The organism is Corynebacterium silvaticum (assembly GCF_002162115.2).
Taxonomy (GTDB): Bacteria; Actinomycetota; Actinomycetes; order Mycobacteriales; family Mycobacteriaceae; genus Corynebacterium; species Corynebacterium silvaticum.
In genome coordinates this window covers 1,068,897-1,080,711 of the sequence record NZ_CP021417.2, presented here as the reverse complement: position 1 = coordinate 1,080,711, position 11,815 = coordinate 1,068,897, and the positions used below count along the sequence as shown (strand labels likewise).

General features: G+C 55.4%; 11 protein-coding genes. 4 read left to right on the top strand and 7 right to left on the bottom strand.

Annotated elements, in window-relative coordinates; genetic code table 11:
* Positions 1-141: 141 nt before the first annotated feature.
* Positions 142-636, top strand: coding sequence for a GNAT family N-acetyltransferase (locus CBE74_RS17575; RefSeq protein ID WP_087453822.1), 495 nt, complete (start codon positions 142-144; stop codon positions 634-636).
* Between the two features lie 101 nt (positions 637-737).
* On the opposite strand, the gene gatA is transcribed toward CBE74_RS17575, so the two are convergent.
* Positions 738-2,222, bottom strand: coding sequence for an Asp-tRNA(Asn)/Glu-tRNA(Gln) amidotransferase subunit GatA (gatA, locus tag CBE74_RS17570; RefSeq protein ID WP_087453821.1), 1,485 nt, complete (start codon positions 2,220-2,222; stop codon positions 738-740).
* Between the two features lie 4 nt (positions 2,223-2,226).
* Positions 2,227-2,520, bottom strand: a complete 294-nt coding sequence (gatC, locus tag CBE74_RS17565; RefSeq protein ID WP_013911300.1) for an Asp-tRNA(Asn)/Glu-tRNA(Gln) amidotransferase subunit GatC — start codon at positions 2,518-2,520, stop codon at positions 2,227-2,229.
* A 401-nt stretch (positions 2,521-2,921) separates the two neighbouring features.
* On the opposite strand from gatC, the gene CBE74_RS17560 reads away from it, so the two are divergent.
* Complete coding sequence (locus CBE74_RS17560; RefSeq protein WP_087453820.1) at positions 2,922-3,584, top strand: ACT domain-containing protein; 663 nt, start codon at positions 2,922-2,924, stop codon at positions 3,582-3,584.
* A 46-nt stretch (positions 3,585-3,630) separates the two neighbouring features.
* Here CBE74_RS17560 and ligA read toward each other — a convergent pair whose 3' ends face one another.
* Positions 3,631-5,715, bottom strand: coding sequence for an NAD-dependent DNA ligase LigA (gene ligA, locus CBE74_RS17555; RefSeq protein WP_375167320.1), 2,085 nt, complete (start codon positions 5,713-5,715; stop codon positions 3,631-3,633).
* A gap of 71 nt (positions 5,716-5,786) precedes the next feature.
* On the opposite strand from ligA, the gene CBE74_RS17550 reads away from it, so the two are divergent.
* Positions 5,787-6,485, top strand: coding sequence for a 3'-5' exonuclease (locus tag CBE74_RS17550; RefSeq protein WP_087453819.1), 699 nt, complete (start codon positions 5,787-5,789; stop codon positions 6,483-6,485).
* Between the two features lie 23 nt (positions 6,486-6,508).
* Here the strand turns inward: CBE74_RS17550 and CBE74_RS17545 are convergent, their stop codons facing one another.
* Both CBE74_RS17545 and mnmA read right to left on the bottom strand, forming a co-directional pair.
* Complete coding sequence (locus tag CBE74_RS17545) at positions 6,509-7,480, bottom strand: uroporphyrinogen decarboxylase/cobalamine-independent methonine synthase family protein (protein WP_087453818.1); 972 nt, start codon at positions 7,478-7,480, stop codon at positions 6,509-6,511.
* A gap of 17 nt (positions 7,481-7,497) precedes the next feature.
* On the bottom strand, positions 7,498-8,622 hold the full coding sequence (gene mnmA, locus CBE74_RS17540; RefSeq protein ID WP_087453817.1) for a tRNA 2-thiouridine(34) synthase MnmA: 1,125 nt from the start codon (positions 8,620-8,622) through the stop codon (positions 7,498-7,500).
* A gap of 118 nt (positions 8,623-8,740) precedes the next feature.
* Between mnmA and CBE74_RS17535 the strand changes: the two genes are divergently transcribed.
* Positions 8,741-9,610 (top strand): spermidine synthase, encoded by an 870-nt coding sequence (locus tag CBE74_RS17535; RefSeq protein ID WP_087453816.1) that lies wholly within the window; start codon positions 8,741-8,743, stop codon positions 9,608-9,610.
* Here the strand turns inward: CBE74_RS17535 and CBE74_RS17530 are convergent.
* Together CBE74_RS17530 and CBE74_RS17525 are read right to left on the bottom strand one after the other, a co-directional pair.
* Entirely contained in the window at positions 9,607-10,734 is a 1,128-nt protein-coding gene (locus CBE74_RS17530) for a cysteine desulfurase family protein (RefSeq protein ID WP_087453815.1), read from the bottom strand. The genes CBE74_RS17535 and CBE74_RS17530 overlap by 4 nt on opposite strands.
* 118 nt (positions 10,735-10,852) lie before the next feature.
* Positions 10,853-11,809: an electron transfer flavoprotein subunit alpha/FixB family protein gene (locus tag CBE74_RS17525; RefSeq protein ID WP_087453814.1), complete on the bottom strand. Its 957-nt coding sequence runs from the start codon at positions 11,807-11,809 to the stop codon at positions 10,853-10,855.
* Positions 11,810-11,815: the final 6 nt, after the last annotated feature.

The window sequence follows — 11,815 nt, the reverse complement described above, 5'->3', positions numbered from 1 at the left end:
CCAGCTCTGCGCCGTTAACCACCTTTTTCCTGCGGATACAGCATTCACAACAGAACCTGAAGGCTATCTGAGCGTCTTCTATGTTGATGCTCATTGCTTGTCCCACAATACACCGCGACGCTACGTATAGACTGTGCTGTCATGACCGAACAAAATATTGTTCTCGTCCCGACTCGTGAGGCTGACCGCACCTATATTGCGCGGCTCAACTTTCTCACGGACGTTTACGGTGATGAAGGCTCCGAGCTAAGCCAAAACTTTATCAACGACACATATTTTTATCTCGATCACTGGGACCCCACAGATGGCGGCTTTATCGCCTGGGACGATAACAGGATCCCTGCTGGTGGAGCTTGGCTGCTGTGGGGAACCTCAGACAACCACGGCTACGGTTACGTCAGCGAGGAGATCCCCGAAGTTGCTATTGCCATCGAACCGAGGTTTCGTGGCACAGGCGTAGCCTCTCTCCTACTCAAGGCCGCCATAGCGTTAGCCCAAAGCCTAGGCGCACCAGGAATTTCACTCTCCGTGGATAAAGCAAACACCAGGGCTCACCAGGTGTATTCGCACCTCGGATTCTCAGAGGTGACCTTTGATCAGGCATCAGGATTTTATGTGATGCAGATCTTGTTCTAATGCATCCATCGCGCAACACCTTAGGCATTAGATAAGAAAGACCCCTTTCCGCACTCAGCGCATTACGCTGAGCAAAGAAAGGGGTTGTGGCGCAAAAGCAGTTACTTGCGACCTGCTTCAAACGCGGCGCCTACCTTGTACAGGCGGTCATCGCAGAATGCCGGTGCCATGATCTGCAAGCCCACGGGCAACCCTGTGTCTTTTGCCAATCCCGCAGGAACAGACATTCCGCACAGGCCGGCAAGGTTCAACGGCAGGGTGCACAAATCAAAGTTGTACATAGCCAAGGGATCGGAGATTTTCTCGCCGAGCTTAAAGGCAGTGGTCGGTGTAGTTGGGGAAACCAAGACGTCGCACTTTTCATAGGCCGCAGCAAAATCTTGAGCGATGAGGGTACGTACGCGCTGTGCTTGCAGGTAATACGCATCGTAGTAGCCCACAGAAAGTGCATAGGTTCCCAGAATAATGCGGCGCTTTACCTCGGGGCCGAATCCAGCCGCACGAGACAGCGACATGACTTCATCCGCCGAATGCGATCCGTCGTCGCCTTCGCGCAGACCGTAACGCATGCCGTCGAAACGCGCCAGGTTGGAAGAAACCTCGCATGGCAGGATCAGGTAGTACGCTGCCAGGGCATCATCAAAGTGCGGGCAATCGACTTCCACGATCTCTGCGCCCTGGGAGGTGAGCTGTTCCACTGCGGCGTGGAATTGCTCCAGCACTCCCGGCTGATAACCGTCGCGGTCGAATTGCTTAACCACGCCAATTTTCACGCCGCTTAGATCTCCGTTTGCGCCTTCTCGTGCTGCTGCTACCACAGGAGCAACTGGGAGGTCTACGCTGGTAGCGTCGTATTTATCATGGCCTGCAATAACTTCGTGGAGCAGAGCTGTATCTAGAACGGTTCTCGCGGTTGGGCCGCCTTGGTCTAGCGACGATGCGCAGGCTACCAAGCCGTAGCGAGAGACAGTGCCGTAGGTTGGCTTCACTCCCACCGTGTTGGTTAGGGCTGCCGGCTGGCGGATCGAACCGCCCGTGTCGGTGCCTATACCGAGTGGCGCCTCACCGGATGCAAGAGCTGCGGATGTACCGCCACCGGAGCCGCCTGGTGTGCGGTCGATATCCCATGGGTTGCGGGTCGGGCCATAAGCGGAGTTCTCCGTGGAGGAACCCATCGCAAACTCATCCATGTTGGTCTTGCCCAAAATCGGGATACCTGCGGCACGGAGTTTCTGGGTAACGGTTGCGTCATAAGGCGCAACGTAGCCTTCCAGCATCTTTGAGGCGCACGTGGTGGGTGCATCCGTGGTAACAAAGACATCTTTGAGGGCAATGGGAACACCGGCGAGTGCGGATGCCGGAGCTTCTCCACGGTCCAACGCAGCGTCTACCTCGTCGGCAGCAGCAAGGGCTTCCGCAGCACCCACATGCAAGAACGAATTAAGGGTGAGGTCGACCTCAGCAATGCGGTCAAGATGAGCTTGGGTGACTTCACGGGAGGTGACCTCACGGGAATGAATCTTCTGGGCGAGTTCCGCAGCAGAAAGTGATGTGAGTCCGGACTCCGGTACTAGATAATTGGTCATCGGACTACTCCCCTAGAATCTGTGGAACGACGAAGCGCTGTTGGTCAACAGCCGGAGCCTGATCAAGAGCCTGCTCTGGAGTCATAATCTGTTCAATTACGTCTTCACGCATGGTGGTCTTAATCGAGTGCGGGTGGCTCATCGGCTCTACACCCTCTGCAGCGACTTTTTGAACAGCGCTCACGTTACCGATGATGCCGTCAATTTGCGCTGCAAAGCGGTCGAGTTCTTCGTCAGTCAACGCCAAGCGCGACAACTTGGCCAGGTGTGCGACTTCATCGCGCGAAATCTCAGGCACTTTTCGTCGATCCTTCTCACATTGGGTGCTAATTAAAACGTGTAAATCTCCATGCCATGCTCTGTCAGCACGAGGTCATTGTCATTCTTAAACATACTACTGCACAGCTCCTCTACTTCAGCATCTGCACCGTACTATCCCCAGGAAACCGCTTGTGGCTTTCCCCATGCGCCTTAAGACATTTCATTCACCGGTTTTCCATAGCGCAGGATTAATAGGAATTTCCCTCATAGAATCGATAAACATTGTGAATAGTGTCCCCTAGAAGGCCATCGCATAACATAGACAACGTATTATTATCGGCGCCTAGTATTTGATAGGTATTTTCCGAATCCTCCCTGTCCGCAGTGTCGGACTTATGTTGTTAACGGAGCTGCGCCCTAGAAAGGCGATGATTGTTCATGTCCTACCTCATTCGTGTTCATATCCCCGATGCACCAGGTAGCCTCGGACGTTTAGCAGAGGCCATTGGGCTTGTCGATGGCAATATTTCCTCCGTAGACGTCGTCGAGTCTTTTCCCGACGGCACCGTCATGGACGACATGGTGGTCGAGCTTCCTGCAGGCACGATGGCGGATGCTTTGATCACTGCCGCGCACGAGGTAGAGGGCGTAGACGTCGATTCCATTCGCCCGTTTTCCGGCCGCGTTGATCGTCGTGGGCAAATCGCAATGCTGGCATCAGTTGCCGGAGCTAATACACATTCTGATTCTCTGGCAAAACTCGTTAACAATATGCCGCAGGCGCTTACTTCAACGTGGGCAGTGCTTCTCGACGTCCACGGCGGAGTCACGCGCGTCACCGCTTCTATTGCCGCCCCTGAAGACGACGGTTCCAGCCCTGACATAGTCCCCATTGAACAAGCGCGCACACTCATTCCCGAGTCCGAGCCGTGGATCCCACAGTCGTGGGGGCTCCTGGATTCCTCGCTTGCTGCAGCCCCGCTCATCGGGACCAACCTTGTGCTTGTCATCGGGCGCGTGGGCGGCCCAGATTACCTCAGCAGCGAGGTAGAACACCTAGGAAACCTGGGAACGATCCTCGGCAGAATTCTGAATAAATAAAACAGGTGTAGAGAGCACCTCCCTCGCTGCTCTCTACACCTAGCGGTTATACCGATCCGTTTTCTAGTAGTCGGATAAACCCAGCTTCATCGAGAATGATGAGTCCGAGTTCTCGTGCTTTGGTTTCCTTAGAACCAGCGTTTTCTCCGACAACAACATAGTCGGTTTTTTTAGATACCGATGTCGATGCCTTACCGCCACGGCTAATAATGGCTTCTTTGGCAGAATCGCGACTAAAGCCTTCCAAAGAACCAGTAACAACAACGGTCATGCCCGCCAGCGTCTGCTCCGGTAGTTGAGAGGTCTCTTCGGCCATAGTCACGCCGGCTCGTGCCCACTGTTCTACGATGTGAACGTGCCAATCGACCTCAAACCAATCCTTGAAGCTTTGTGCGATGATGGCACCCACGCCTTCGGTATCAGCAATTTCTTCCGCGCTGGCTGCGCGCAATGCGTCCATAGAGTGATAACGGGCGGCTAGGGCTCGGGCAGCGGTGGGGCCAACGTGCCTAATAGATAATGCAACAAGCACCCGCCAGAGGTCAGCTTTTTTCGATTGCTCTAAGTTGGCCAGAAGCTTGGAACCAGTCGCGTTCAACGTCTTCTTCTCAGTCGTGTACACACGAGTCTTCAGCAGATCTTCTTCTGTGAGGTCGAACAACCCGGCTTCGTCGATAAGCACGCCCGTCCGGATAAGATCCTCTGCCGCTTTTTCCCCCAAAGCCTCAATGTCAAAGGCGCCGCGTCCTGCAAGATAGGTTAAACGTGCGCTGAGCTGGGCCGGACATGACTGCGAATTGGGACAGCGCCAGTCCGCATCGTCTTCTTTTTGTGGGGAGAGTCGGGTGCCGCAGGTAGGGCACAACGTGGGGAAAATGAACTCGCGTTCAGTCCCATCTCGCTTTTCTGCTACCGGTCCAAGGACCTCTGGGATCACCTCGCCTGCCTTGCGGATCACCACGGTGTCTCCTATGAGGACACCTTTACGCTTTACTTCCGTTTGGTTGTGCAGCGTTGCCATGGACACAGTAGATCCGGCAACAAAGACGGGGCGCATAACAGCGAAGGGAGTAACTCGTCCGGTCCTTCCTACTCCCACCTGAATGTCTAAAAGTTCCGTGGTGACTTCTTCTGGCGGATATTTGTAGGCGATAGCCCAGCGAGGGGCTCTGGCTGTAGCACCCAATGCCCGCTGCTCTGAGATGCTGTCCACCTTGACCACAACACCGTCCATCTCATGGGCTGCGTCGTGACGATGTTCCGCCCAATAAAGAACCTTTTCCTGTACCTCTGCTGCCGAGTGAACCAGTTCGGTATAGGGAGACACAGGCAATCCCCACGCCGCCAACGCCTCGTATGCGTGATACTGCGACGCTGGGGTAAAGCCCTGCGTTGCACCAAGCCCATGACAGATCATCCGAAGCCGGCGTTTTTTCACGGCCTCAACGTCTTTTTGCCTCAATGAGCCGGCAGCGGCGTTGCGCGGATTGGCAAAGGGCTTTCCCCCCTCTAATTGACGTTGCTCGTTAACCGCAGCAAAGTCTTCTACAGCGATGAACACTTCGCCTCGAACTTCCAAGAGTTCGGGAACAGGGAACTCTGCGTTTTCGCTAAGCTGATGCGGCACATCCGCAATCACTTTTGCGTTTTCCGTGACGTCTTCGCCTATCCGACCGTCGCCCCGGGTAGCCGCACGCCATAATTTCCCCTCACGGTAGATGAGATCCAGTGAGAGTCCGTCGATCTTTAGCTCGGTAAGATAAGACTGCGCCGGAGTTCTTTGGAGCCAGTCGGAAAGCTCCGCAGCGTCAAACACGTTATCCAAGCTCATGAGACGTTCCAGGTGCTCTACGTTATTAAAACTAGAGCCTAAAGCCACAGGGGCTCCGACTTCTAGCGTAGGGCTGTCTGGGACTGCGAGCTCGGGGTGTTCCTCTTCAAGCCTTTGGAGTGTCCGAAACAGTGCATCAAAGTCTTGGTCACTGATCTCAGGTGTGCCGTTGTAATACGCATCACGGTGATACCGTACTTGCTCGGCGAGTTCGTCCCATTGTCTGCGGAGTTCGATATTGGAATCAGTCACGCTAGCTAGTTTATCGTTGGTACTTAACTTCAGCGGCTTCTGACCCATATACAGCCCTTCATCGCTCATGAGCCACCGGGTTACACCGCGCGTTGAAGGGATTGTCTAGGGTGTGAGTCATGAACTCTCTTGACCCCAATGTTGCTGTCTTTGATCCCATGAAAGTCTTAAGCTTTGATCTTGAGACCACCTCTGCGAATCCCCATGAAGCTCGCATCGTGTCCTCTGCACTCGTCAAGATCGACAGCAATGGTGCCCACCCACAGGAACTTCTGGCAGACCCTGGAATAGAAATCCCCGAGGAAGCCGCAAAGGTTCACGGCATCACCACGGAATATGCACGCGAACACGGACGCCCGCATGAAGAAGTGCTACAGGAAACCGTAGCCGCCATCCAACAGGCGTGGGCTGACGGGCTTACGCTCATTGTTTATAACGCTGCGTATGACCTCACGGTGCTAAGAAAGCTCACTGGTGATTTTGTTGTTACCGGCCCAGTGTTTGACCCTTACGTCATGGATAAGGCCCTCGACCGGTTCCGTCGAGGCAAGCGCACGCTCACAGATCTCTGCCAGCACTACAACGTGCGTTTAGATAATGCCCATGAGGCTACCTCCGATGCACTAGCAGCGGCACGCATAGCGTGGGTCCAAGCAAATCGAAACTTCAAAGAGGAGATTTCGCAAAAATCCCTCAACGAGCTCATGGAATTCCAAGCCGTCGAATACTATGAGTTTCAGGCAAACCTCAAAAACTTTTTTGAGGGCAAAGGCAAAGACGCATCCTCTGTCAATACGTCCTGGCCGATGCAGGGCTGAACGCCTCCGCTAGCCCGCTAAGACTAAAGATCGCCTGCGTCGCGCTGCAGAATCTCCTCGACCTCCCGCAACGTGGCCAAATCATGGGCCACATCCACGAGAGTTGTGTCAATCCTAGGAGCAGATTGGGTTATGTCGGCGTGTGCCAAGGCATGACGCTCTATACCGAGTTCGTCGTAGAATCTGGCCACAGCGATAGCAAGATCGCGGGCGTGAGCGCCATAAAGCCCTAAGCCAGCGCGCATTCCCGACGCAAGTGCTTCCCCGAAGGCGTCGAGAAGCCTCGTTCCTTTAACGCGAGTAGGAGAGATGAGGATTTGATCTACCGCTGCAAGAACAGCAACGTCCACATTGGGTTCCCTGCCGGTCTCGTTGAGTAACACCAGGTCTACGTTCTCGCCACGCACCGCTTCTGCAATGCCGGCAAGCCGTTCCCCTAGATCTTTGGGGTGAACGGCTGGGATCGTATCAAAATCACTCGTGCCCTGGATCTCCCCACGGCGTAATGCAGAAAGCACTGGTTCATCGATCTGTATGCGGATGCGAGCGTCGAAACGCTTATGTAAGTCGGATACGTGTTCCCTCACTCCATGTGTCAGAGCCTCTGTGATGTCTCTCAGTGCACCCGAATCAGTGACAGCTCGATGTCCATTGGGCAATTCCATATGAGTCGCCAAGGTCCAAGGGCCCAGCACTTGCGCTTTGAGCGCAGGGGCGCTTCCCCACTGTTCCTGCATGTGGTCCAGGTCTTCTTCCATGCGATCCCAGATCCGGTGAGTAAGCAGTTGCGGTCGCGCGCTCAGACGCCAGGACCTCGGCCCTTTTTCTACCGGAAGATCGGGCATCAACGTACATGTCCGGCCGACCGCATCGGATCCCAACCCGCGACTGGGAAGCTGCGGGAGCGCTCTCATGTCCCCCGTTTCGCCCGCAATAACATCTGCAGCATCGATAATGCTCGTACCAGGCATAGGACCTAAAGCGAATGTTGCCATAGAAAATCTCTCCGCAGTTAGGCACTGTTGAGGCACGTGCCGGTGGACTTCTGGGTGCTGTAAATTGTCCCGGACCCAAGCACGATGTCTCCGCCGGCATCCGGCAAGTAGATCACCGCGGCTTGACCACGAGCCACGCCAGACAACGGCTTGTGCAGGGTGATCGTCATCGTATCGTTGTGCGAATCGACGCTCACCTGACAGGGCACCACGGAGCCATGCGCCCGAACTTGAACCTCTGCGGAGAACTCTCCGCTAAGGGCTGGATGGAGATACTTCAAGCGATCAGCATAAATCCGGCTCACCGAAAGGTCCTCACGCGATCCCACGGTTACTGTCCCCGTGGCAGCATCAATATCAGTGACATAGCGTGGTTTTCCGTCCACTGCAGGTTGCTTAATATCAAGTCCTTTGCGTTGACCGATGGTGTAGTTCCAGGCGCCGTCGTGCTCTTTCAGAGGCTGCCCCTCTGTATCCACGATCATGCCCGGCCTAAGGCCAATGTGCCGGCCCAGGAACGCCTGCGTATTGCCGTCAGGAATGAAGCAAATATCATAGGAATCCGGCTTTTTTGCCACAGAAAAGCCCTGAGCTGCTGCTTCTTCGCGAATCTTGGGCTTAACGGTATCGCCCACGGGGAACATGCAATGAGCGATTTCTTTCTCGCTGAGCACGCCAAGCACATACGACTGATCTTTTTCCGGGTCAATAGCACGGCGTAAATAGCCGTCACCGCCATCTGCGGGCTGGGTGAGCTGGGCATAATGACCAGTTACTACGGCATCAAAGCCCAAAGCGATCCCGCGTTCAAGCAACGCAGCAAACTTGATCTTTTCATTACATCTAAGGCACGGATTTGGTGTTTCTCCCGCTTCGTAGGCGGAGATGAAGTCATCAATCACGTCTTCTTTAAAGCGATCCGAAAAATCCCACACATAAAAAGGGATTCCCAGTTTGTCGCATACCCTGCGGGCATCCGCAGAATCCTCCAGTGAGCAGCACCCCCGAGAAGATTCCCGTACCGTTTGCGGATCCTGCGAGAGCGCAAGGTGAACGCCTACTACCTCGTGGCCTGCTGCGACAGCTCGCGCTGCTGCCACCGCTGAATCCACTCCGCCACTCATCGCTGCAAGAACTCGCATGTGATTCCCTGTACTCCTTATATTGTCCTCAGCGCCGAACATGCCCGCTACTTGTTCAACGGAGCTATCTTAGTCTTATTCCCGTCCGCTCAGCATAGGCACTGTAACCTTATCGCTCATAGGTAGGAAAAAGGCGGTCGGGTCTCACCCGGATAGCAACGCTAGCAATGGTCCCGTAGCAGGGGTTTATCCCACGTCTACGGGAACCATGGAACTTCGACCAGATTCTTTCATGTCTCGTGCTTGGGAGGTCTACGTCAACGGAGTACCGTCGAGCCATATATGCGAAGACCCAAGCAGGCTTGAGTACGAGTACATGCGGTGGATTGCCGCAGCAGTGGAGTGGTTTGTCACCGCACATGCGTCGCCGACTGCGCTCAGAGTCACCCATTTAGGCGGCGGGGCCTGCACGATGGCTCGCTATTTAGCTCACCAATACCCTAAGTCGCGGAATACCGTAGTGGAATTGGATGGCGAGCTAGCTCGATTGGCTCGCGTATGGTTCGATCTTCCCCGCGCACCGTTGTTAAAGATCCGCGTGGGTGAGGCCAGAGAGGTGACCAATTCTTTTGCCGATGCAAGCCGAGATGTGATTATCAGAGATGTCTTCGCTGGCGATTCCACTCCGCTCCCGCTGACAACCGTCGAGTTTTTCCGCCAGTGCCACCGCAGCCTTGCACCAGGAGGGCTTTACGTAGCCAACTGCGGAGATCACTCCGATCTCCGGGGCGCTCAGGCCGAGCTCAAAGGCATGGCAGAGGTCTTTACGCACGTCGCTTGCATCTCAGATCCCGCAATGCTCAAAGGTCGCAGGTACGGAAACCTCATACTGATTGGCACGGACTCTCCGCTCCCAGATCTTACAGCGACGCAACACATAACGCGTTCCTTGCTAGGAGGTGGAGTGCCTGCCCACTACAAGGACGATGCCTGGACTCGTAGTTTCATGGCCGCAGGAACACCTCGCTTCGACCCGCCAGCCGCCTAAGCCATACCTGCTAAACGCGCACGCCTGACGACGTCGGGTAGCTGTTGTACAAGCTTCTCGACGTCCGCCTCCTCCGTTGTCCGGCCAAGAGTAAAGCGAATGGTGCTGCGTGCAATTTTTTCTTCCACCCCTGCGGCCAAAAGAACATGGCTGGCCCTGTTCACCCCGTTTGAACATGCTGAGCCAGTGGATGCTTCCAAACCAAACGAATCCAGAAGCATAATGAGGCTGTCGCCTTCTGCTCCAGGGAAAGACATGTGAAGGTGCCCTGGCAATGCATCGTGGGGGGTGTGCACCACAACGTTATCGATCGTTTCTAGGATGCGACTGCGAAGCTCGTTGCGCAATGCTGTCACTCTGCGTTGTTCCTGCTCCATCTCGGCTACTGCTTCAGACAAAGCCGCAGCTGTAGCCGCAGCCCCAGCCACATCCACGGTTCCAGATCTGATACCGCGTTCTTGCCCACCACCATGGAAAATAGGACGAGGAGCAGGCGAGCGTCGCGCCAACAACACACCAACGCCCCGAGGCCCACCAAATTTGTGGGCACTCGCCGCAAGTGTGGTCGCCCCAAGCTCATGAAAATTCACGGGAAGATGCCCAACCACTTGCACTGCATCAACATGGAGAGGCGTGCCGGCAGCGGCAGCAGATGAAGCCACGTTGTGGATCGGCTGTATCGCCCCAGTCTCGTTATTCGCCCACATCACCGCGGCCACAGCAGCGGGTTCTTCCAACGCCGAAAGATCCGAGATAATCCCGTCTGTTCCGATAGGAAGCATGTCTACGTTGGCTCCACGCGCCTCAAGATATTTCAGCGTCTCAAGAACCGCCGGGTGTTCTATTCCCGTACTAACGATCCTGCGAAGAGAACTGGCCTGCCATAGCCCTGCAACACCGATGTTGTCCGACTCTGTACCGGAACCAGTGAATAGGACCTCAATGGGCTCGCACCCGAGCAACTCAGCGATTTCCTCACGCGCGGTGTCAAGGACGCTCCGCGCCGCACGCCCCGAACCATATTGGCTTGCTGGATTAACCAGATGAGCATTGTCTAGCCAAGCGTCTCGCGCAACCTTGCGGATTGGCGTGGTTGCGGCATGATCAAAATAACTCGACTGCATGGGGGCTGATTCTACTCGGCGCTGCACTCCGGGTAGAAAGCCGGTTCCCTGTTGACACAAAAATATGCCGAGTCCCTGTGGTACAAGACTCGGCATACTGTGAATCACAGCCGTATTTCTAGGCTTTCCGCTGAGCAATCTCCTGGACAAGCAGCGGGGTGATTTCATGAATATCTCCCACCACACCTAGGTCTGCGATGGAGAAGAACGGAGCATCCTCATCATTGTTGATGACGATAATCTTCTTAGAAGTCTGCATTCCAGACGTGTGCTGAATAGCGCCAGAGATGCCGAGGCCAATGTAAACATCGGGAGAGACGGTAACGCCTGTTTGCCCGATCTGGTACTGCGCCGAGTAATACCCCAGGTCAACAGCATCGCGGGTAGCACCCACAGCCCCGCCGAGAGCGTCGGCAAGCGGCTCGACGATAGAACCAAAGTTCTCCGCAGATTCCACTCCGCGGCCGCCTGCCACGACGACCTTCGCGCTGGTCAGATCCGGGCGGTCACCCTTAACCGCTGGAGTAAAGGAGGTTACTTTTACGTCTTTCACAGCTGCCGTGGGGATCTCCATGACAGATACGGTTCCAGCTGCCGGAGCAGGCACAGCCTCCACGCTTCCGGGACGCAATGTGTAAATCGGGCTTGCTCCCCCGACTGCAGCGGACACGTCGACAGTATCGCCAAACACAGAAAGATGCGCGGTCCTATCGGGGTTAATTCCGACCACATCGCACAACACGCCAGAGGCAAGGCGCGCAGCAAGGCGTCCCGCGATTTCATTACCGTGGACCCCTGCGTCCAAAAGAATCGGACCCGGCGCGGCTGCTGCAAGCATCGACAGCGCATCTGCCTGCGGGATCACGATGCGAGAATCCACGTCGGCGGCCTGCGCCGCAACGATGGAGCTGGCGCCAAGCTCGGCCAGCTTAGACACGAGCGGTTCATGAGTCCCCGGGGTGCCTACGACGACGGCCGTGACGTCGCCAAGCACTCGTGCAGCGGTGAAAAGCTCTCCTGTTGCGGGAAGAACCTGTCCATCGGCGTGTTCGACAAGTACGTAAACAGTTGACATTGTCTG